General features: G+C 59.8%; 21 protein-coding genes. 8 read left to right on the top strand and 13 right to left on the bottom strand.

Going from position 1 to position 21952, the window contains the following annotated elements:
- The first annotated feature begins 4 nt into the window (after nucleotides 1–4).
- From NA637_RS02900 to NA637_RS02890, 3 genes are read left to right on the top strand one after another with little or no spacing between them, the layout of a single operon-like run.
- Entirely contained in the window at nucleotides 5–1402 is a 1398-nt protein-coding gene (locus NA637_RS02900; protein WP_024161568.1) for an integrating conjugative element protein, read from the top strand.
- Nucleotides 1399–1749 carry a hypothetical protein gene (locus NA637_RS02895; protein WP_003296505.1) on the top strand — a complete coding sequence of 117 codons (351 nt, stop codon included), beginning with the start codon at nucleotides 1399–1401 and terminating at the stop codon, nucleotides 1747–1749. The genes NA637_RS02900 and NA637_RS02895 overlap by 4 nt, the downstream gene beginning before the upstream one ends.
- A 13-nt stretch (nucleotides 1750–1762) precedes the next feature.
- Nucleotides 1763–3271: a conjugal transfer protein TraG N-terminal domain-containing protein gene (locus NA637_RS02890; protein WP_003296506.1), complete on the top strand. Its 1509-nt coding sequence runs from the start codon at nucleotides 1763–1765 to the stop codon at nucleotides 3269–3271.
- Nucleotides 3272–3297: 26 nt separating this feature from the next.
- Here NA637_RS02890 and NA637_RS02885 read toward each other — a convergent pair whose 3' ends face one another.
- Genes NA637_RS02885 through NA637_RS02875 form a run of 3 tightly spaced genes read right to left on the bottom strand, consistent with a single transcriptional unit; the run spans nucleotide 3298 to nucleotide 4472 of the window.
- The gene (locus tag NA637_RS02885; RefSeq protein WP_024161569.1) at nucleotides 3298–3669 is read right to left on the bottom strand and encodes a DUF3742 family protein; all 372 of its coding nucleotides are present in this window, start codon (nucleotides 3667–3669) and stop codon (nucleotides 3298–3300) included.
- A gap of 27 nt (nucleotides 3670–3696) precedes the next feature.
- The gene (locus NA637_RS02880) at nucleotides 3697–4155 is read right to left on the bottom strand and encodes a type II toxin-antitoxin system YhaV family toxin (protein WP_256070961.1); all 459 of its coding nucleotides are present in this window, start codon (nucleotides 4153–4155) and stop codon (nucleotides 3697–3699) included.
- On the bottom strand, nucleotides 4155–4472 hold the full coding sequence (locus NA637_RS02875; protein ID WP_033947861.1) for a type II toxin-antitoxin system PrlF family antitoxin: 318 nt from the start codon (nucleotides 4470–4472) through the stop codon (nucleotides 4155–4157). Before NA637_RS02875 ends, NA637_RS02880 begins: the two co-directional genes overlap by 1 nt.
- A gap of 306 nt (nucleotides 4473–4778) precedes the next feature.
- Here NA637_RS02875 and mobH point away from each other — a divergent pair, with 306 nt between their 5' ends.
- Nucleotides 4779–6668 carry a MobH family relaxase gene (gene mobH / locus NA637_RS02870; RefSeq protein ID WP_033947706.1) on the top strand — a complete coding sequence of 630 codons (1890 nt, stop codon included), beginning with the start codon at nucleotides 4779–4781 and terminating at the stop codon, nucleotides 6666–6668.
- 144 nt (nucleotides 6669–6812) lie between these two features.
- Here mobH and NA637_RS02865 read toward each other — a convergent pair whose 3' ends face one another.
- The 7 genes from NA637_RS02865 to NA637_RS02835 form a co-directional block, all read right to left on the bottom strand.
- A complete protein-coding gene (locus NA637_RS02865; RefSeq protein ID WP_256070959.1) occupies nucleotides 6813–9233 on the bottom strand; it encodes a hypothetical protein in 2421 nt (806 codons plus the stop codon).
- Between the two features lie 195 nt (nucleotides 9234–9428).
- Complete coding sequence (locus tag NA637_RS02860; protein ID WP_256070957.1) at nucleotides 9429–9872, bottom strand: hypothetical protein; 444 nt, start codon at nucleotides 9870–9872, stop codon at nucleotides 9429–9431.
- A 441-nt stretch (nucleotides 9873–10313) separates the two neighbouring features.
- Nucleotides 10314–11342: an IS30 family transposase gene (locus NA637_RS02855; RefSeq protein ID WP_256070956.1), complete on the bottom strand. Its 1029-nt coding sequence runs from the start codon at nucleotides 11340–11342 to the stop codon at nucleotides 10314–10316.
- 24 nt (nucleotides 11343–11366) lie between these two features.
- Complete coding sequence (locus tag NA637_RS02850; protein ID WP_256070954.1) at nucleotides 11367–11537, bottom strand: hypothetical protein; 171 nt, start codon at nucleotides 11535–11537, stop codon at nucleotides 11367–11369.
- A 451-nt stretch (nucleotides 11538–11988) separates the two neighbouring features.
- Nucleotides 11989–12540, bottom strand: coding sequence for a hypothetical protein (locus NA637_RS02845; protein WP_181083866.1), 552 nt, complete (start codon nucleotides 12538–12540; stop codon nucleotides 11989–11991).
- A 19-nt stretch (nucleotides 12541–12559) separates the two neighbouring features.
- Complete coding sequence (locus NA637_RS02840; protein WP_042919378.1) at nucleotides 12560–13111, bottom strand: hypothetical protein; 552 nt, start codon at nucleotides 13109–13111, stop codon at nucleotides 12560–12562.
- A gap of 78 nt (nucleotides 13112–13189) precedes the next feature.
- On the bottom strand, nucleotides 13190–13642 hold the full coding sequence (locus NA637_RS02835; RefSeq protein ID WP_256070952.1) for a flagellar protein FlhE: 453 nt from the start codon (nucleotides 13640–13642) through the stop codon (nucleotides 13190–13192).
- 659 nt (nucleotides 13643–14301) lie between these two features.
- Between NA637_RS02835 and NA637_RS02830 the strand changes: the two genes are divergently transcribed.
- A complete protein-coding gene (locus tag NA637_RS02830; protein ID WP_042919383.1) occupies nucleotides 14302–14778 on the top strand; it encodes a GNAT family N-acetyltransferase in 477 nt (158 codons plus the stop codon).
- 71 nt (nucleotides 14779–14849) lie between these two features.
- Here NA637_RS02830 and NA637_RS02825 read toward each other — a convergent pair whose 3' ends face one another.
- Entirely contained in the window at nucleotides 14850–16880 is a 2031-nt protein-coding gene (locus NA637_RS02825; RefSeq protein WP_256070951.1) for a ParB/RepB/Spo0J family partition protein, read from the bottom strand.
- Nucleotides 16881–16960: 80 nt separating this feature from the next.
- Complete coding sequence (locus tag NA637_RS02820) at nucleotides 16961–17785, bottom strand: DUF932 domain-containing protein (protein WP_023112229.1); 825 nt, start codon at nucleotides 17783–17785, stop codon at nucleotides 16961–16963.
- Between the two features lie 702 nt (nucleotides 17786–18487).
- On the opposite strand from NA637_RS02820, the gene NA637_RS02815 reads away from it, so the two are divergent.
- Nucleotides 18488–18973 carry a hypothetical protein gene (locus NA637_RS02815; protein WP_031641397.1) on the top strand — a complete coding sequence of 162 codons (486 nt, stop codon included), beginning with the start codon at nucleotides 18488–18490 and terminating at the stop codon, nucleotides 18971–18973.
- A gap of 79 nt (nucleotides 18974–19052) precedes the next feature.
- Complete coding sequence (locus tag NA637_RS02810; protein WP_105929257.1) at nucleotides 19053–19580, top strand: hypothetical protein; 528 nt, start codon at nucleotides 19053–19055, stop codon at nucleotides 19578–19580.
- Nucleotides 19581–19627: 47 nt separating this feature from the next.
- On the opposite strand, the gene NA637_RS02805 is transcribed toward NA637_RS02810, so the two are convergent.
- Nucleotides 19628–20164, bottom strand: a complete 537-nt coding sequence (locus NA637_RS02805; RefSeq protein ID WP_256070950.1) for a hypothetical protein — start codon at nucleotides 20162–20164, stop codon at nucleotides 19628–19630.
- A 191-nt stretch (nucleotides 20165–20355) separates the two neighbouring features.
- Here NA637_RS02805 and istA point away from each other — a divergent pair, with 191 nt between their 5' ends.
- A complete protein-coding gene (gene istA / locus NA637_RS02800; RefSeq protein ID WP_256070949.1) occupies nucleotides 20356–21870 on the top strand; it encodes an IS21-like element ISPpu7 family transposase in 1515 nt (504 codons plus the stop codon).
- Nucleotides 21871–21952 lie beyond the last annotated feature (82 nt).

Here is a 21952-nt window from a genome sequence, read left to right as displayed (position 1 = left end):
CACGATGAAGCGCCCTGACCGTCGCCGTCATTCCATGCTTGCAGATCACTTGTGGCGGCCGGCCATACTGGCCGGCGCGCTCGCGTTGGCCAGTGGCTGGGCATGGGCTCAGAGCGGCGGCTTCCAGACCAGCGGCAGCGTGATCGGCGACGAAGTCATGTACTCGATCGGTGGCGGTAACGCGGTTTCCATGAGCGGCGCTGCGGGCATGCGCTCGATCGGGGTCGGGGCCGGCTGGAACAGCAACCTGATCTGCGGCGACATGAGCATCAGCACCACGATCCAGAACCAGCTCAACGGGCTGACCAACGGATTTCAAAACATCATGAGCAACGTGATCCAGAGCGCTACCAGCGCCGTTGCGTCGCTTCCGGCTCTGATCATCCAGAGGGCCGACCCAGGTTTGTATAACCTGCTGACCAATGGCGTCCTCCAGGCAAGGCTGGATTTCGATCGCTCCAAGTTGACCTGCAGGTCGATGGCTGAACGCATGGCCGACATGGCCGGCGGCCAGCTTGGCTGGAGCCAGATGGCGGAAGGCATGGCGCTGCGCGATGCCGTGTCGAGCACGGATGCGGTGTCGGCCATTGAGCAGGCTGAGACGCGCCGGGGCAACGACGGCGTGCCGTGGGTCGGGGGCAACAACGCCGGCGGCGCCGGTCAGCCGGCGATCAGGGTGGTGAGCGACGTTACCAGGGCCGGCTACAACCTCGTCAATGGCCGCAGCGTGACCGACGCCTCGGCCATCGATGCGGCGAGCTGCAACAGCCTGGCCTGCCAGACCTGGACCTCCCCGCAAGAAGCGATCGACTGGGCCACCCGCGTGCTCGGCGAACAGGAGCAGCGCACCTGCGACGCCTGCACCAAAACCGAAACCGTTCCGGGTGTGGGCCTGACACCCCTCATCCAGGAAGAGTACGACACCAAGCTGCAGACGCTGCAGGAGCTGATCGACGGCACACGCAACACCACCTTCGAGAACCTGCGCGACGCCGGCAGCGTGTCACTGCCGATCACCCGTGGCGTCATCGAAGCGCTGCGCGACGAGCCGGATCAGCACATCCTGGCACAGCGCTTGGCCTCGGAAGTGGCACTGGCATCGGTGCTGGAGAAAGCCTTGCTGCTGCAACGCACCTTGCTGACCGGCAGGAAGGAACCCAACGTCGCCGCCAACCAGTTGGCGGTGGCTGCCGTCGATCAGGAGAGCGGCGCGCTCGACCGGGAAATTTCAAACCTCAAGACCGAATTGGAGTTGCGCCGTACGCTCGCCAACAACTCGCCGATGGCGATCATCCAGCGCCATAGCACCCGGGCCGCCGGTTCGCGAGGCATCTACGAGGGCGACCCCGTGCCCGACCGCCTCGACCAGCTGCAGCGGCCCAACCCAGGAGGTACGCCATGAGTCCGACCTGGCTGCGCCCGCGCTGGCTGTTCAACCGGCGCGTGGCGAAGACGCTGCTGTGGACGATGCTGCTGCTTGCGGCGGCGGTGGCAGCCAACATCGCGGGTATCCACTACCTCGGCAGCGTCGTCGGCTGGGAACGCTGGCTGGCGGAGGCATCCGGCTACTTCCTGCTGTGGCGGCTGTGCCTATACGGCGCGACGGGCTACGGGTGGGTATGGATGCGCCGGCGCCTGCTGGCGCGCGAAACCGGCACGGAAGCCAAGCGCCGCCTCCTGCGCGCCGAAATCGCCGGCGTGGCGGGGATTGTCGCGCTTGAGGCCAGCCTGCTGATGCAAGCGGCGTAGTGGGAGGCCGGACATGACGTTGTTCACCACGGACTACCTTGAGTACTACCTGACCCTGCTGGGCTGGATCATCCATAACGGCATCTGGGCGGTTCTCGTTTCCAGCGGCGTGTTCGCCATTCCCTTCGTGGCGATCATCATCCAGGAATGGCTCAAGGCGCGTGCCGAGGGTGCGGACGAAGGCAACAAGGGCGCACTGTCTTCGGTGCGCATCGAGAACCGCGTCTGGGTAGCGATCGTCGTGGTGATGTTCGCTGGCATCCCCTTCATCGACGTCGACCTCAACACCATTCACTATGACCAGGCGCGCTCGGCGCAGTGCCAGGTGAACGTTCCTCAGCCCACCGAAACCGGCTGGTCGCAGTCGTTCAGCACACTCAACAACCAGAGCGCGCGCGTACCGGTGTGGTGGGCCTTCATGCACGCGCTGTCGCGCGCGATCACCGGCGCCTCGGTCGCCGCCATTCCATGCGGGACCGACCTGCGGCAGATCCGCATGGAGGTCAATGCCACGCGCATCGACGACCCCGTATTGGCACAGGAAGTCTCGGACTTCACCCACGACTGTTATGGCCCTGCACGCGCCAAGCTGTTCATGAGCCGGCCGGATCTCGATGAGGCGCAGATGCACGACGTCACCTGGATCGGGTCTCGGTTCTTCCTCGACAATGCGGGCTACTACGACACCTACCGGGCCAGGACGCCGCGCGACGGCTGGGCCTACGACAGCAACCGGGATGCCGGCCTGGCGCAGGTGCCGAGCGGCGCCGGTTATCCGACCTGCCGCCAATGGTGGAGCGACAGCGGCAACGGCCTGCGCACCCGCCTGCTCGAACAGGTCGATCCCAGCCTGCTCAACCGCCTCGCCGGCTGGGCCGGTTTCCTGAGCCGCGCCGAGGTTGATGACTCGGTGATCCGCACCATCGCCTCGCCGCGCCAGCAGAAGCTTAACCAGGGCAGCGTCTATACCGACTACGGCGGGCAGATCGACAAGACGCTACCCAACATCGTCAATCGTGCCACCAGCGACGTCGGCATGACCTTGGGCGCAATCGCCGCCTTTCCAGCCCTCGATGTGATGCGCCAGGCACTGCCCATGGTGCTCTCTCTGCTGAAGATGTCTCTGGTGATCTGCATTCCGATTGTGCTCGTGGTGGGCACCTACGATCTGAAGACCGTCATCACCATCAGCACGGTCCAGTTCGCGTTGTTCTTTGTGGACTTCTGGTTTCAACTGGCCCGCTGGATCGACAGCACGATCCTTGACGCGCTCTACGGGTGGGGCTGGGGCTGGAATCGGCCACACAGCAATTTCGATCCGTTGATCGGATTGAACAATACCTTTGGCGACATGCTGCTGATGCTCGTCATGGGCACCATGTTTCTGGTGCTGCCGACGTTCTGGGTCGCCGCGTTGGGGTGGGCCGGCGTGAAGGCCGGTGTGGTCGCGCAGAATCTCGCGACGGGTTCCAAGGACGCGAAGGACAGCACCGCATCAGGCGTGAACAGGGCGACGCGCTGATCCGGCGCTGCCAGTGTCTGACAGGTTTAATCGTCGTATGGATTGTTGGGGTCGTGCGGATCGAGACGGTGCCCATCCGACGAATACAGGCCGAACCCCGCCTCGCCGTGGCGCAACTCCGTGCTCGGTTGCGAGAGGTCGTCGCTACCCTTGCCAAAACTACGAGCCACGAGCAGCAGGCACACCAGCAGCAGCGCCAACCAGAAGGCGGTATAGAGCAGCACTCCCAGCACAGCGAGCTTGACGATCCACACCAGCGCGGTCGCAACACCGTTCGGCGCACCAGCCGACACCAGCCACGCGGCCACCCGCCGCTCACGACGCACGTAGCCCCGCCATCCACGGCCAAGCCAGCGGCCAAGGCGTTCTGCGGTACTGCTACGGGTTGTCGTGTTCATGGTCGTCACCTGCTGCATGTGAGATGGCTATTCCCGTTTGCTCCAATCCGGCTTGCTTGCCCTTACCAATGCGTTCCATTCGTCTGGCGGGTTTCCGCGTCCGAGCATCTTCTCAAATACGGCGTACGGGTCTGACTTGCTTCCCGATGACCGTAAGGTCTGGCCGTCGTTGACCCAGGCATACACGATGACTTTTGCCTTCGAGTCGTACCGGAAGAACAGCCGATACCGTCTTCCGATCTTGGCCCGCCGCCAGTGACGATAAGCCGGCCCCATGGTGTTGCCCTGACGGTACTCGTCGCGCGCTGGATCACCCGGCACCACGTCTTGCATCAAATGAATCAAAGCCCGGAAGAACTTGACGTTGGCATTGGACGCGAAACCCTCCGGGTCGTTCTCTTGCGCGCGCAGTACAGCCGCTCGCAGCTTCATCAACTGTTCGATCAGGTTGTCATGAAACAGCAGCGTCCAGCCATGCTGTTGCATCAGATTTCCACGTCTTCATCGAAATCATCGCCCAAGACCACGTTGTGGCCCGCATGCTCCAGCATCGTGCGAGCCAGATCCTCCGGCAGCCCACGAACATTCCGGCCAGCTTCAATATCGCGGGCCAGCAGGCTCAAGAACGCTGCAATGGCTGGGTCTTCGTGTTCGGCGTCGGCGCGGGTCACGACGACTTCGCCATCACGCAGGTCAAACGCAACCTTGCCGCCGGTGTCCACGCCGAGGGCTTGCCGGATGGACTTAGGCAGCGTGATCTGGCCTTTGGAGGTTAGTGTGGCGACTTCATGTATGGCAGGCATGGCAACTCTCCCAATAGAGATGCCGTCATTGTAAGGAATTATCCTTACGTTGTCAATGTAAGGGTTCATGGTGTCCCTCCGAATCCAATGGTGGCCCATCGTAGAGCGAGAACAGCCAGCCTTCTCGTATCAAACCGGCTTCGCCACACCCCGCATTGACGATGGACGATCAATATCCGCCGCTCTATACCAAAAGGCTGTTAAAGGCCGAAGGGCTGAAAGGCGGGAAGGGAATGGGGTGCAAGGGGAAAGGCCCTACCTGAAAAGGCGAAAAGGCCCTGACCATCTCATCACCAGGACACTCGCATGCTTTCTTTATTCCAGCGAAAACGGATCTTGGTTCCTGCTGCGCCGTCACCAGTATCTGCCGGTCTTTCCAAAGGGCTGACGCGGCCGGAACCGGCCGCGTCCTTGCTTGCCACGCCCCGTCGGCAGAAACTACTGGAACACATCTGGCAGCGCACCTCACTCTCGCGCAAGCAGTTCGCGGCGTTGTACCGCGCGCCGCTGGAGCGTTATGCCGAGCTGGTACAGCAGTTCCCGGCATCGGAAAGCCACCACCACGCTTACCTCGGTGGCATGCTCGACCATGGGCTGGAGATCGTCGCCTTCGCGCTCAAATTGCGGCAGTCGCATCTGCTGCCGGCCGGCGCAACACCGGAAGACCAGGCCGCGCAGGCAGAGGCCTGGACGGCCGCGACGGCCTATGCCGCATTGCTGCATGACATTGGCAAGATCGCCGTCGACCTGCATGTCGAGCATGAGGATGGCAGCGTCTGGCACCCCTGGCACGGCCCGCTGAGGCATCCCTATCGCTTCCGCTACCGCGATGATCGCGAGTATCGCCTGCATGGCGCAGCCACCGGCTTGCTCTACCATCGGTTGCTCGATGCCGGCATCCTCGACTGGCTCAGTGGCTACCCCGCGCTTTGGGCAGCACTGCTCTATGTACTGGCTGGCCAGTACGAGCACGCCGGCGTGCTGGGCGAACTCGTCGTCCAGGCCGACCGCGCATCGGTGGCCCAGGAGCTGGGGGGCGATCCTAGCCGCGCCATGGCTGCGCCCAAGCATGCTCTGCAACGCAAGCTCATCAATGGCCTTCGCTATCTTCTGAAGGAAGAGTTGAAGCTGAACCAGCCCCAGGCATCGGATGGCTGGCTGACACAGGATGCCTTGTGGCTGGTGAGCAAGACCGTCTCGGACAAGCTGCGCGCACACCTTCTGTCGCAGGGTATCGACGGCATCCCCTCGAACAACACGGCCGTCTTCAACGTGTTGCAGGATCACGGCATGCTGCAGCCGACGCCGGACGGCAAGGCCATCTGGCGCGCAACGGTCAGCAGTGAGGGCGGCTGGTCGCACAGCTTTACGCTGCTGCGGATGTCGCCTGCACTGATCTGGCAGCCGGACGAGCGCCCCGAGCCCTTCGCCGGAACTGTGACGGTGGAGATGGCCTCCGAGACCGACGCCACGGAACAGCCAGCAACCAGCACGGATGAAGTCGCAGACAGCATTACAACTAACGCCGGCAACGCTTCCGATGTCGCCGGACAGCTACCGTCCAAGCTCGTATCAACCGACAGTGCTTTACACCAGCCCACGGGAGAAACCACCGCAAATGCGATGGACGAGCTGCTGTCCCTGTTCGAGGAGACTGCGCAGGAAAGCAGTGGGGAGCGAGAGCAGCCTGTTCAGGACGGCAGCGGCGGATCGACGTCTTTCACCGAGCCACCCATGAATGCCGCCGTCAGCTCGCTGAAGAAGGTAGCCGAAATCCCTGACTGTGCGGAACCGTCCAGCGAGCATTTCATCGCCTGGCTTCGCGACGGCATCCAGTCCCGTCGCCTCATCATCAACGATGCCAAGGCGCTCGTGCATACCGTGGCGGACACGGTTTATCTGGTCAGCCCTGGTTTGTTCCAGCGCTACGCCCAGGAATACCCCGGTATCTCGGCGCTCGCCAAGCAGGACAAGGTGCAGGACTGGCAGTGGATACAGAAGCGCTTCGAGAAGCTGCAACTGCATCGCAAGCAGGCCAGCGGTCTGAACATCTGGACCTGCGAAGTCACCGGGCCGCGCAAATCGCGACGCCTGCATGGCTACCTTCTCGATGACGCTCGCCTGTTGTTTTCGGAAATGCCTCCGAACAACCCTTATCTCTCGCCATTATCGGACGATGCCACTCGCAGCGAATAACCCACGACAATAAGAGCGGAGCGCCTGTTTTTTTTTGGCCTGCTTCCTGCCTTGGCGACCACGCGGCTGCAACCGGTACAGGTTTCTTGCGCGATGCCAAATCCGCCCGCCAACACGAGGCCCTATGCCTTTGCCTCATCGTGCTTATATACGCTGACCAATAATTCGATAGCTTCCAAGCATAATCGCCATATCATCGATCTTCGAGAGATCTTCATTCCTAATCTGCGCGCTCGCATAAAATTTACTAAGCATGTCTTTATCATTATCGCTTAGCAAGTCCAGAAGCCTGGTTATATGCTCATTGCCGGATAACATGCCCAGAGCATCAATAGTGCCTGCAAGGTCTTTCTCCAATAGCCGGGACAGCATTATCTTGCTGCCTGAGTCTACAGTCTGATCATCCAGGTTGAGAGGTGGAAAATCCTCTGCTCTGTATCGGACTACCGGTTTGGCATCAGGGTTCGTAGCGCCATCAGAGCCTGATGCCGAGAAGGCGTAGACGACGTCTTCCAGAAACGAGAAATCCGATGCGTGTACAGACATCCGGGTTGGCGTGAATACAGCTTCCAAAAAGCCACGGTCAATCAAGGTATCGCCCATTGCCTTGCTGGTCAGTACTCTCTGCGCAACGGCCTCATCCTCTGCATTGAACTCAGCAATGAAGGGGTTGCCCTGAAGATCATATGCCTTTCCCACATTGTCCAGCGGCCCTCCAGGGCCAGCCCTTCGGTAGACCCCCAAGTCAAAAGCTAAGCCATCGACCTTGAGCGGATCTAGTCCGTTAGCACTTGCATATTCATAAACGGTTGCCAACATTTCTCTATCGCTTTTCGTAAGAAAGCTATAGACACTGGCTGAAGTGTTGCTTGTGGTCGTCGTGGTTTCAACTCTTGGCTCCACAGAGCCATCCGAATTAAAAAGGCGAGAAAGCAGTATTGCCGTCCCACTTACATTATCTTTCTTGAAAAAAGCATCCAGGACGTAGCGATTCTGCTCCTGGCCAGTTGAAGCAGTAGCCATGCGCCCAGACTTGCCGATCACGTCGTCCAGTGTGATACCCGCCGCAGCCCCCTTCTCGGTTACCGTCCAGACGCCGTTGACATTGGTAATATCCGGCTCGAAGGGCTTGAGCTTCACGTCCTCGGAGGCGTTCAGGACGATGTTGTCCTTGATGCTGATGACCGGGGTATAGGTAGCGTATTGGCTACCGAGCGAAGAGTGTGTCGCGCCTTCGGCGGAAAACTTCGTCACCATCTGTTCGAGGAAACCCAGGTCGCTGGTATTGCTCAACGCGCCATAGCCTGGATCGAGGATATGGCGCAAGAAGCCCTGATCAATACGAGTACTGCCGATCGCCGATCCATTCAGGATGCTTGAAGCGGTGGCAGTGTCCTTATCGTTGAAGCTGACCGTGAGTTGGTGCCCTTGGGCGTCGTAGTTGTGACCGTTATTGAAGTTCGAGCGCAACCGCCCATTGTCGTGCTGACGGTAGTCGCCAAGCTCTTCGGCCAGGCGATCCACATAGGTCAGATCGGCGCCTTCGTCCTGCGCATAAGCGTACATGTCCGACAGCAAGGCACGATCTTCGTAGGTGAGGAAGTCGTAAGCGCTGCGACCGATGTTGTTGGCACTCATGCCTTGGGCGCCGTTGGCTACCGCAGGCTCTTTCCCGCCGAACAGGCGGGAAACCATGAGATCGTAGCCATTACTGGCGGGGCCGGCTGTCGATGCCGTGGTGTTGGCCGCGCTGGCGGACTGCGCAGCGGAGATGGATTGCGATGCCGTGGATGAAGAGGCGCTAACCTCCTCTTTGCCAGCGTGAGGCGCTGACGCGAACAACTGGTCGATCAGATTGGCAGGACTACTGCCCTTGCCCTCGGCCCGATGAGTCATGTAGTTGAAGTCGAGGTCGATCAGCTCTTGCAGACGAGAAGCATAGTCGTCCGGGTACTGCGCCTGCTCGATGGCGGGCAGCTCATTGTAGTAGGCAAGCACTTCTTTGAAGAAATTGGTCATCTTGCCGGTTCGGTTGTACTCGTCCATCGCCTGGGCTACAACCTTCTGACGCCATGCTTCCTCTTGGCTGTATGCCTCTGACCATGCGGCCCGCCGCTCGTTAACAGTGAAGCTGCCGCTGTCATCATAGGCAATCAGTGCCAATTGATCGCGGGACATCCCCTTGAAGGGATTGCTACCTGAACCGTTGACGAAGCTGGTAGCTTGTTTGGCACGGGCCAGCAGCTCAGGGTCGTCGGTATTGGGCACCTCAGCATCGTGCCGCTCCTGATTCAGGTAGTAATCGTAGCCAGTGATCTGATCAAGCTGTGCCGTAGCCTTCTGGCCCAGCTCCTTACGGCTGAGGCTGGCATCACGAGCCTCAGCATGCGCAGCCGCCTCACCCAATTGGCGAGCCAGGTTGGAGACCGTGCTGGTGCTGCCTGCGGGGGGCGTGGTACTGGTCTTGCCGTCGGCGGAAACATCCTGGGTTTGGCCCGCAGCACCAGTGGCACTGCCAGCCAGGCGGCTACTGGGGAGGGATGTGTAGGTAGTGATACCGACCATGACTGTTTCTCCACGCGCATGCAGCTGCGGCTTGGCTCCATTCAGACTCATATTCTACAAAGTTAACGGCTGCATAGCGAAAAGCTTTAGCCACCGCATGCTGCGCAAAGTTCTAAGCACAAGAAAAATCATATTTCCCGTGAGGTAGATGGGCGCCGCACGGGCAATAAACCCTTAGGCGCCCCGAGCCTGTTGTCAGTAACTGTAGCGGAAGGTCACTGTGTCGTTTCCGGCAGGATAGCCCGGCTGCTGGCCACCTTGTACCCGGTGCCGGATTATAACCTTGGCACCATTGCCGAAACTCTGGCCATTGTAGGTGGTCAGCGTGCCGGAGGAGTTTGGCAATATAGCCGTACAACTCACAGGCGTGCTGTTATAGGGGCGGTAGTAGCACAGCTCGACGGTTTCGCCCGTATTGTTTGGATAGTTGGTCGTGCTCCAATCGATACCCTGCAGTGTCTTGGTCAAACTCCCCGTGCCACTGGGGAAGTCGGTACTGAGCAGGCCAAACTGGGCCAGGCCGGTGCCGTTGTTGACCACGATGATGTTGTCGGGCTTGACCGTCTTAGTGATAGTCGCATCGATTGCGTAGCTGTACGACGAGGCCAGAATGAGAAAGAGTGCAAGTAGCTTTTTCATGAGTCTTCCTTGTTTTTGCCAAAGTTATCGATGCTGCAGAGGTTCCCAGTGATGCGAAGCATCACCGGGACACGCTCGCGGCTTTGCTGGTTATCTCATTGTGAATTCAACCGACCAAGCATGGGTAGCGATATTGGTGGAGGTAATATTCGCTGTACAAACGGCACCCCCACTGGGCGTGGCTGTCTTGTTCCACGAAGGCACCTTGACTCCGCCACCGACCAACATATTGACGTAGGTGGTGGTAAAGACACACTCCTTGCTGCCAATCTTGTAACGGACGTTGGCGAAGTTCGCATCGGGAGATATCAAGCTCTGAACTTGATAACTGTTACTTGTTCCCGCTTGTATCGGAGTGGCTGGCTTCGGTGAAGCATTGGCATAAGTGCTCGTTTCGTTGGCCGTGATAATGGGCGGTTGCAGACGCTGAGTGCAACACGGTTATTGAATTGAAGCTGGAGCATCATGCCGCATAGCCATGGCTTCGTGCATCACCTCGCCCATGACTTCGATCGGGCACTTGAAATCGAAGCGTTTGCGGGGGCGCATATTCAGTTCCAAGGCGATGGCATTCAATTGCTCTTGGCTGTGTACCGACAAGTCAGTCCCCTTGGGCAGGTACTGGCGGATCAGGCCGTTGATGTTTTCGTTGCTGCCGCGCTGCCAAGGGCTGTGCGGGTCGCAAAAGTAAATGGCCACCCCGGTCTGCTGGGTGATTTCCGCATGTCGCGCCATTTCTCGGCCCTGGTCGTAGGTCATGCTCTTGCGCACCGCCAGCGGCATGCCATTGAGCGCTGCACTGAAGCCCTCCATCGCCGAGGTTGCCGTCGCGTCATTCATCTTCACCAGCATCAGGTAACCACTGGTGCGCTCTACCAACGTGCCTACAGACGAGGCGTTAGCCTTACCCTTGATCAAGTCACCTTCCCAATGCCCCGGCATCAGTCGGTCTTCGATCTCTGGCGGGCGCACATGAATGCTGACCATCTCAGGGATCTGGCCGCGCCGATCCACGCCACCAGAGCGCGGCCGGCGCGTTGTCTTGCCTTGGCGCAGGCAGACGATCAGCTCCTTGCGCAACTCGCCGACCGGCAAGGCATAGATCGCGTTATAGATCGTCTCGCGACAGACGTAGGCATCTCTGAGGTTGGGTATGGTCATGCTGCGCAGCTTGCCGGCAATCTGCTCGGGAGACAAACGCTTACGCAGCATGTGGGCCACCAGCTCGAAGCGCTCACTGCCCGGCACAAGCTTGCGCTTGGGGCGACAAACCTGGCGCCGAATGATCATCTGTTGCTGGGCGCAGCGGGCCGAGTAAGCACCACTGCTGCCTCGATTGCGCTTCAGCTCTCGGCTGATGGTCGAGGGCGACCTGTCAATCAGGCGAGCAATGCCGCGCAGGCTAAAGCCTTGAGCTTGACTGAGTTGAATGATGGCGCGCTCTTCAGCGCTGAGTTCGGAATAGGACATAGGGGCAGCACCGTACCGGAAAGGTCAGGTGTTGCACTCAGTTTTCGCGGCCGGCATGGTATAGACCGCATCAGGTGTACCAGTAGCACCAACATGCTTGAAGGTAATCGCTACCGGCGGGCCGGCATAGGCCGCTCCTGCGCTGGACAGAGCTGCGGCGGCGAGCAGAGCGAGCAGTGACTTGCGTGTTTTCATGTTGTACATCTCCATATGAATGATGGATGCAGGCATTGCATTCCGACACGGGTGTGTCTCGGTGGGTGTTGCATGGGGCGCACGGTCGGCCCTAAACGGGCCGAGCCGATGCTGCGAGAAGAAAGGAATACGGCGTGCGCGACACGCAGTGAGTCGCCGGCGCGCGAGGCGGCTGGGAGTATTTGGGAAATTTCAGTGGGGTGACGACGGGGCTGTAACGGCGACAGGCATACCTTGCGTGCCAGGCCTACCTGGATAGGTTGTTCGATGCGATCCATCGCTGCCGCTCCCTGCATGCCCATACTCAACAATGAGTAATCGGGATGAATATTTGGCCACCCTATTGAGAGATATCAATACGTTACAACGAGCAGTAAAATATTGACCAGATCAACAAGGCATAGGGAAGACAAGAACTACGCACGCCCTAGGCGCCCTTTTGATCAATCAGCTAACCACGTGCGTAACTGGAGCGATACCATTCTGCGGCTTCCAGATAGTCAGTTGGCTGGGTCGCCATATATGCATGCATTTTTTCAAAAATATCTGCGGCTGATGCCCCTTTCGCCCGCTCCGCCTCAAATATGGCGGTGGTGTTGGCCGTAATGGACTGGCTCAACGCTTCATATCGGGCTTTGCTTGCCGGCGTCACAGGCAGCCCTGTGGCAGCATAATAAACATCATTTATGCCATCCGAATTAGGGCCGTTTGAAATCAGCGGTCCCCCTGCAATCGTAGCCATGGACTCAACGAAATTCATCGCCTCGGTTTGGTCAGGGTTATTGCGCAGGTCTTCGGCTTTCTCCTTGACCCAGCCGGGTAGCTCTCCCGAGACAGCCCGCCGGGCACCCTCCGAAAGCGTCACCTGAATGCCGGGTTTCTCCGCCCCCCAACCCGCCCCCATCGAGGTACCAGGCTCGGAGACAGATCGACCATTAGCCGCTGAATTGACTTGATTATAAGCAGCCAGCTTGAGCAAGCTTGGGACAGAAGATATGTTCATAATTGCCTCGCCCGATCAACTACCCGCGTGCGTAACTGGAGCGATACCACTCAATGGCTTCCAGGTAATCACTTGGCTGTGTCGCCATATACGCATGCATTTTTTCAAAAATATCTGCAGCTGAAGCCCCTTTCGCTCTCTCCGCCTCAAATATGGCGGTGGTGTTGGCCGTAATGGACTGGCTCAGTGCCTCATGCCGGGCTTTGTTTTCCGGCGTCACAGGCAAGCCTGTGGCAGCATAATACACATCGCTGAAGCCGTCCGAATTAGGGCCGTAGGATAGTAACGCCCCTCCCGGAATCGTAGCCATGGACTGTACAAAATTCATTGCTTCAGCTTGGTCAGGGTTATTGCGCAGGTCCTCGGATTTCTCCTTGACCCAGCCGGGCAGCTCTCCCGAGGCAGACCGCCGGGCACCCTCCGAAAGCGTCACCTGAATGCCGGGCTTCTCTGCCCCCCTAGCCGCGCTCAACGAGGTCCCTGGCTCGGAAAATGATCGACCATTAGCCGCTGAATTGGCCTGATTATAAGAAGCCAGATTGAGAAAGCCCTGAATAGAAGATATGTTCATATATGCCTCATGTATAAGATAAATTCTATCGAGCAGGAAATTCTAAATCCTCCTACTCGATAGAATCTCTTAGCTAGCTCAGTTCCAGTTCACGATAAGCTGAGCAGACTGCCCATATACCTGCGGGAACGCTGTGGTCCGATTAATCCTGTACTCCAAGAAAAAAGCTGATGTTGCCGGGCGCCCAGCAAAGACAGAGGAGGACCCGCTTTTCACATTAGTAACGTCAATACAGCTTAATGTAGTGCCGTGGCAGAGCCGAGCGGCAAAAGTACCACCCGAAGGAATAGTCCCTATACCGTAATTCCAGCTTACCGCGCTAACGGTTGACCCGGCAGGAGGTGGAGAACCGACAATCGGGAAGTTCGTACGGAACCAGGTATTTGGAGTGGTTATATTCGCTCCAACTGCATTACTTACATAAGCGCCCGCTGCCTGTGCGACGGTGCCTGCAGCACAAAGTGCTACCACTGCGATGCTCTGCTTCCAGTTCAGTTTTTTCATTTCAACAACTCCATCTTGGGTGTTCATCCTTACTAACCTCAGGCCCGGATGAACAAAGCTCCGTAAGTGGATACGGCCTGATCTGAATCAGGCAAGAGCGCACGTCGATCCTATGACACATATGAGCTAAAGCACATATCATGCCAAGTTGCCTTGCCTGCTTTTTATGAGCCTCGATCGCGCTTTGGGCGATCCAGGGATTAGGTTTGGCCGAATTACAGCGAGCGATGCGGCAAAAGTTTGCCGTCTGACGGCAGGATAATTGCCGGTAGCCGTTGCGAAGAAAGAGGCTTGCGCAAATCCTATGCGATGAACTGTCCTTCGTGACGTGATGGGCAAGAACCGCCAGCGTCGAGGACGGCACGCGAGCGTGCAACCTGCCGCAGCAAGCCGGGGCGTAGCCCCGCGCCCCGCCCATCGCGACGGGGCGTCGCTCGGGCCGATCCGGCGTAGCCGGTTCGGCAGCATTCAGGGGCGCCAAGCTGTGCGCGGCGGGGATAGCCGCAGGGCTTTCCCCTGGAGGCAAACGCAGCGCGCAGCGCCGCAGGCGCGAAGGCGTGAGGGATTGAAGCCGAATGGCCGTGACAGCGAAGTCGGCACGGGGCGCAGCCCGAAAGCCCGGCGGCGCTATGCGCCGACACGCCCAGGCCGTTCTATATTTTCAGGAAGCCATTGAAGACAAGCCCATGACCCTCCAGCTCCGACACGAAACCCCGGACGACATTGCCGCCATCGAAGCCGTCACGGTTGCGGCTTTCGCCGATGCACCGCACACCAGCCATACCGAGCAATTCATCGTGCGTGCCTTGCGCGCAGCCAACGAACTGACGCTTTCCATCGTGGCCGAAGAACACGGACAGATCGTCGGCCACGTTGCGCTGTCCCCCGTCACAATCACCGATGGCCACCACCAGCAGGCCGAGGGCTGGTATGGACTGGGGCCGATCTCCGTCCTGCCGCAACGGCAGGGGCAAGGCATCGGTTCACGCCTGATGGAACAGGCGCTGTCCGAACTGCGGACCATGCGGGCCGCAGGTTGCGTGCTGTTGGGAGATCCCGCGTACTACGGGCGCTTTGGCTTTCAGGCCCATGCGGGCCTGCAACTGCCGGGCGTACCGCCCGACTACTTCATGGCGCTGGCCCTGCATGGGCGTTCCGAATAGGGGGCGGGGCATGGAACTTCTCCTTCCAAGCGAAGCGCCCCGGTAGCCGGGGCGCTTACCTTTGGTGCGGTTCAGGCGACCAGCGCCTCGCCGGGTTCATCCGCCACGCATTCGGTACCGTCCGGGGCACCCTGCTCCGGGCCTTCTTCCTGTATGTCCTCCTGCGGACCTTCGGCCTTGAAGACGGCAGGCATCCAGCCGGTGCCATCGGCCAGCCGCTCGGCCTCGCGCGCGATGTCGGCCTTCTTCAATTTCGCCAGCCGGTTGACGTGCTCCGGCGCATACTCGCCCACAGCTTGCAGGATCGCGGCCTTCGGAACGTGCATGAAGTAACCTTCTGCGGTCGGCTGCCACCATACGGCCATGTCGAGACTCACTGCCTGCGCCAGCTCCGCGCCCGGCTGCTGCGCCGTAGCGCGTGGTGTCACCACGTCCACAGTAGCCGCCACGCAAACTGCCAGTAGCCGTACCAGCTCGCCTTGCTCCATCGCCAGCAGCGCGGCGAACAGTTCGGCGCTGTCCTGCGGCAGCACTTCGCCCGCGACCTGCTGCAACTTGCGCAGGGCCACGGCGGCGGGCGACTCGGGCCAGTCAGGGGCCATGCCCTCCAGCCGGTCTTGCACGGTCAGGCGTACGCCCAGCGGCAGATCGTGACTGTATTGACGTTGCTGCAAAATGGTTTGCGCCATGCCATGCACCACGGCGGCCAGCGCAGCTTGCGGATGCCGGGCTACTTCGATTTGCAGCGCGGCGGTACGATGCACGCTCAAGCGTTGCGCCAGTCGGTCAGACATGGCGGGGGCTTGCGTCTCGTCTGCGCTCTCGCCTTCGTCGTTCTCGGCATCCTCACCGCTGAGCCCCTGTCGCAGCCGTTCCGGCGTGCGCAGCGCCTTGGCCTCAGCTTCGCGCATCAGGCCGCGATGAATAACGGCCTCGCCGTTGCGGTCGATAGTGACGATGGCACCGGCTGCGGCCTTCACATTCGGGCTGTAGCCCTGCAAGCCATCTTGCAGCGCCTGCAACTGCTCGCCCACGGCTTTGCCTTCCTCTTGCAAGGCATCGGCCTTTTCCTCGTCGTCAGCGTCCAGCGCGCCATCCACGGCCTCGGCCAGTTCGTGCATCTTGGCTTGCAACTTCTCGATGCGTGCGACTTCGCGCTTGTTCGGTTCGCGGCGCTCCCTCGGGGCGCGTTGGAAAGCGTGCAGGTCGGCATGGGTCACACCCGGCGTGGCATCCACCCACGCCCAACCCTCGGCGCGGACAGCGGCGGCAATATCTGTCAGTTTGTCTTGCGCCAGCCTTTCCAGCAGCGCAGCATCGGTCAGATACACGCCCGCATCGCCTTCCGCGAACAAGTCGCGGCGGATGCCGCCGCCTGCGGCTTCGTAGTTGTCCAGCCCGACGAAGCGCACCAGCGGATGGCGATAAGCGTCGATTTCGCGCTCGGTCAGGCGTTCGCGCAGGCTGTGCGGACTGCGCTGCCACGTTGGCGCATCGTAGAACGCGGCTTCCTGTGCCGTGTGATCGTCGGTGATGGCAAGCGCCATCAACTGATCGAGCGTGACGGCATCGGCCCGATAGTCGGCCATCAGGCGCGGCGAGACGTTCGCCAGCTTCAAGCGGCGCTGCACCACAAGCGGCGTAACGGAGAAGTCAGCCGCAATATCCTCAACGGGGCGGCCTTCGACCACCAGCGCCGCGAAGGCTTCAAACTGGTCTGCCGGATGCATGGCTTCGCGCTGCACGTTCTCGGTGAGGCTGGCTGTGCGGGCGCTGCCATCGGCCACGATTAGGCAAGGCACCTCCCAATCCTTGGGCAAACGACGTTTTTTTGCCAGCAGCTTCAATGCGGCGAGCCTGCGGCCACCGGCTACTACTTCGTAATGCTTGCCATCGACAGCAAGAATCACGGTCAGATTTTGCAGCAAGCCAACACGCTCAATGCTCGACGCCAGCGCCTCAATGGACTGGCCTGCGGTTTTGCGCACGTTACGGCGCGAGCGGCGCAGCTGTGACAACGGCACCAGAATCAGGCTTTGTGCTGGGGCTGTAGTTTCGTGTGTGGTGATGGTTTTGGATTCGGTTTGAGTAATGGCGTGCATGATGAAAACTCCTTTCGGTTCTGGAATGCAGCAGTGAAAGAAGCGGCAAGGGGTGCTGCCTGCCCCTTGCCGCGCAGGGGTCAGGCTTTCAACTGGCGCATACCCTCAGCCAGCAGCCACAGGGCGCGATTCAGGCGAATGTCGGAGTCAATGCCTTGTACCGCTCGGGTGCTTTGGCGGCGACCGTTGGCGCTGCGGCCACGCAAACCGCCTTTGATCAGGTTTTCCTGTATGCGGTTGAAGGCCATCCACAGATCGGGGCGGCGATCGTCATACCGGCGCGGCATCAGAATCTGACTTTCCGTGATGGGCGCGGGCTTGTCCGGGTCGTCGTACTTCAAGGCCAACGCGGCGCGTGCGAATATTTCTGCTTCGCCTGCATCCAAGGTGATGGCCTGCATGGCTTCGCGGGACTCCTGCGCCCGTTCAAAGCCGCTCAACACCTCGTAAGCGCCTTCAATGACCTGCCCGGTAACATCACCTTTATGCGGAATGCGCACATCGGCCACGGTGTCGCCGCATACCAGACCATTAGCGCAGACAAACCTGAACGCTCCCGCCAGCATCTGATAGCTGCTGGTGCCATCGTGCGAGTTCAGCAAAATAATTTCGTTGGCGATGCTGTCATTGACTTGATTGGCATGGCGCAGGCGGATCATGTGCTTGGTGAAGTCGCGGCGGTCCTCGTTACGGACGCGGGTTTGCGTCACCATGAAGGGCTGAAATCCCTCTTTCCGCAGTTCCGTCAGCACGGCAGCTGTGGGGATATAGCTGTAGCGTTCTGAACGGCTCTGGTGTGGTGTGTCGGCATAGATGGACGGCACCACGGCTCTGATCTGGTCATCGGACAGCGGGAAGTCGCTGCGAAGCACCGGGGAACGGGAAGCGAAACGGGATGCAAGCATGGTCTTTCTCCTGACAAAAAAGGTTTGCTGTTCAAACCGCACACCGGATTCCTAGATTCGGAGCCCAACCTTTCGGCTGTTCGGTGCGGTTGGCACGAAGAACCCGGTTGGTCTTGTTGCCACCGTCTTTCCTGAGTTCATCGCCCGCGACGGTCAGGAGCCCACGGACGTGGGCCGTCAAGGAGGAAGCGCCAGGTTGGTGCGGCCCGCAGGCGCAGCCGAGGACACGGCCTGGCGCGCCTTGACGGCACGCGGCCACGGGCTACAGTCGCGGACAAGGTGATGAGGTCAGGAAAGATGGCTGGACAGGCAACAACCACCAGGCATGTGCCGACCGCACGCAAGCGAAGCGCGCAGGCCCGAAGCTGGAAGCCGGGCCGTAGGCGTTAGCGATGGAAGCCCGAAGGGGCGAGACGCGTAGCGGCTCGATGCCATGCACGACAGCGCGCCCCGGCCTGCCCGGGGAACGCCCTATAATTTGCGTTGGAACTGCCTACCTATCTTCCGGCAATTCTTTGCCGCCTGGTAACTCGATTTTTGCCTCCCGCATCGCAGCATCGATTAAAAAACCGTTAAAACCCAACGAGTTAAGTCCAGTTTCTTTCATCAGAACAACTTGGAGTGAAACTTGCTTTAAATACAGGGAATTTCACCGACTTGACGGACACTGCCGGGAACATGCCGTCTACGAGGACATGACACATGCAAATCGACAACTCCTATTCTGGGCTTTACTCCGCCTTGAACAAGAATACTCAGACGACTGATAACTCAAGCGCTGCGGCACAGGGCACATCGCCGAATCTTGACTCACAGACTTCGTCTTTCGCCGCACTGATGGCTGCCCAGATGGGGACAGATAACATCGCCACCAAAGCCGTTAATGCAACAGGCGCTGTTACAGCGACCAGCGGAAACTCGGCTATCGCGCTTGAGAAGATTGATCTGGAAAATCTACTCACTGATGAAGATAAGCGCCTGACCGGATGGCCAGATGCCCAGCCAAACTGGGCTGCCATTTACATTGCCCTAGATCGCAAAGATGGCAGCCTGCAGGGGCCGATCACCAGAGACTACTTGGTAGGCAATCCTGAACTGAATATGGTCGGTTTGGCTGAAAGAAGCCAAGGGGAAGGTGGCATCACTTCCAGGGTTGTCGATGAGTTACTGGAACGACTCGCCGGATGAGGCATGCAGTGCCATTAACCCGTTTCATCCACCTGCTTGAAAGCGGGAACTGACTCCCTTTCTGACAAGGATTTGAGACATGCAAATCAGTAGTTTTTACTCATCCGGCCTGCCCTCGAACTATTCGACGCCTTCGAGTAGAACGACCCAGGCAGTTAGCAATGGCGACTCAGCGAACCCGAGTCCCGCAAGCAGCGGCAGCTACACCGTTTCCCTGTCTGCTGAAGCGCTACTAGCCGCACAGAATGAGCAGGAACGATCAACTGCCAGCAGCACGACCAGTGACGATGGCTGGAACTGGACAACATCATCAGCAGGCATTGCCCATGCAACCGGCCCAGATGGTCATGAATGGAAAAGAATTGACCTCAACCAAGTGCTGACGCCTGAGGACAAAAATCTGGTGGGGTGGCCTGCGACCAATAACCCTGCCGCTCAACAGGCAGCCCTGTTCATCGCATTGGATCGGGCTGATGGGCATTTGCAAGGTGCGGTGACACGAGAATACTTGGAGGGCAACAAAGAGAAGAACATTGCTGGACTGGCTGAACGCAGTCCGGTGATTTCTCAATCAGCCGTAAGTGATTTTCTCAAACGACTGGGATAACCAGATTCCATCACCGGCATCTTTCGATGCTGGTGATGGTGTGAGGATCAATACGTGTAATGGACCCGCACCGAGTTCGTTGAAATATAGGGTGGGTTGAACAGGCTCACCTGCAGCGTACCAACCCTCATCTGGAACTGTAGCTGCGCGTTTGCAGGAATATTGGCCCCAGCTGCACTGATTGAGCCGACGTTGGCCGCAGTCACATTCGCCTCCCAGGCATTCGACCCAGCCTGGATGATCAGACGTACACTAACCTGGCTGTCCCAGCCGCGCAGGTTGGTGTTATCCCATGTGTAATCGATGCTGTTCATGATGGCGTTGGCCGGCGGGTTTTGCCCAGCCAGGGGCACGAGAATGCTCCCACCTACCCATACTCCCCCCTGAGTTGGGGCTGGCCCGGAACCGCTACGATACCAACTACTCACGGCTTGGACTTCTGCGTCCCTGGCCTGCTCGTGGAGCTGGAAATGCCCAAACAGTGCCGGATCTTCCTTAGCCAGATCGATTGGAGTCAGGATAATGCCATTGGCATCGGATACTTTACGTTCTGGCGCCGCAATCATCTTACTTGCGGATTCCACGCTGACTCGGACACCCATTCCACGCACATCCGGACAGTGATTCCACGCTGATCCGGACACTCATTCCACGAGCATCCGGACACCGATTCCGCGGTCATCCGGACACTTTCCAGGCAGGCAGCCACGCAGGATTTATTCACTACCATCGATCTCTTTTTCGAAGCAGAGAGGTCGTTGTGGAGCGTTTATCCATGCGTAAAATCCGAGAGGTGTTACGCCTCAAGTTCGACTGCGGCCTGTCCGTGCGCAAGATCGCCCGCAGCCTGGGCATTGGCCACAGCAGTGCCGGTGATTACCTCTGCCGTTTTGCCGCCAGCGGCCTCACCTGGCCCTGTTCGTTGTCCGATGCCGAGTTGGAGCAGCAACTGTTCCCGCCGGCCCCGGCGGTTGCCAGTGAGAAGCGGCCTTTACCCGATTGGGCATGGGTGCATGCCGAACTGCGCCGCCCCGGGGTGACCCTGGCGCTGCTCTGGCAGGAGTACCGCCTGAGCCAGCCTCAGGGCTTTCAGTACAGCTGGTTCTGTGAGCACTACCGAGCCTGGCAGGGCAAGTTGGACGTGGTGATGCGTCAGGAGCACCGCGTCGGCGAGAAGCTGTTCGTCGACTATGCCGGCCAGACGGTGCCGGTTATCGATCGCCACAGCGGCGAGATCCGCCAGGCGCAGGTGTTCGTCGCGGTGCTCGGCGCGTCCAGCTACACCTTCGCCGAAGCCACCTGGTCGCAGCAGCTGCCGGACTGGCTAGGCTCCCATGCCCGCTGCTTCGCCTTCCTCGGCGGCGTGCCGGAGATCGTGGTGCCGGACAACCTGCGCAGCGCGGTGAGCAAGAGTCACCGCTACGAGCCGGACATCAACCCCAGCTACCGCGATCTGGCCGAGCACTATGGCGTGGCGGTGGTGCCGGCGCGGGCACGCAAACCGCGCGACAAGGCCAAGGCCGAAGTCGGCGTGCAGGTGGTCGAGCGTTGGATCCTCGCCGCACTGAGGAATCGGCAGTTCTTCTCCTTGGACGAACTCAACACGGCCATCGCCGGGCTGCTGGAGCGGCTCAACCAACGCCCGTTCAAGAAGCTGCCGGGCTCCCGGCAGTCGGCCTTCGACAGCCTGGATCGTCCGGCGCTGCGCCCCCTGCCGGAGCAACCCTACGTCTACGCCGAGTGGAAGAAGGCGCGGGTGCACATCGACTACCACGTCGAGGTCGATGGGCATTACTACTCGGTGCCGTATCAACTGGTGAAGAAGCAGCTGGAGGTGCGCCTGACGGCGCGCACCGTCGAGTTTTTCCACGCCAACCAGCGAGTGGCCAGCCACCTGCGCTCAATGCACAAGGGCAGGCACAGCACGCAGGCCGAGCACATGCCCAAGAGCCATCGCGAGCATGCCGAGTGGACGCCGCAACGGCTGATCCGCTGGGCCGAGCAGACCGGGCCGAACACCGCCGGCGTGATCCGGCACATCCTCGAACGGCGCATCCATCCGCAGCAGGGCTACCGGGCCTGCCTGGGCATCCTGCGCCTGGGCAAGACCCATGGCGAAGTGCGCTTGGAGTTGGCCTGCCGTCGCGCCATCAGCCTCGGTGCGTGCAGTTACAAGAGCCTCGAATCGATCCTGCGCCAGGGGCTGGAAAACCTGCCGCTGGCCCAGCAGCACCTGCCCCTGCTGCCGGACGACCACGCCAACCTGCGCGGCCCCGGCTACTACCACTGAACACAAGGAAACTCACCATGAACCGCCCCGGGTATCGCGGAGGCTATTGTGTTTGGGTCAGGCTGCCACTGGAATGGCTGCC

It is taken from the genome of Stutzerimonas stutzeri, assembly GCF_024448935.1.
Lineage (GTDB): Bacteria > Pseudomonadota > Gammaproteobacteria > Pseudomonadales > Pseudomonadaceae > Stutzerimonas > Stutzerimonas stutzeri_AO.
The sequence above is the reverse complement of the archived record's forward strand: the minus strand, read 5'-3'. Positions and strand labels throughout refer to the sequence as shown.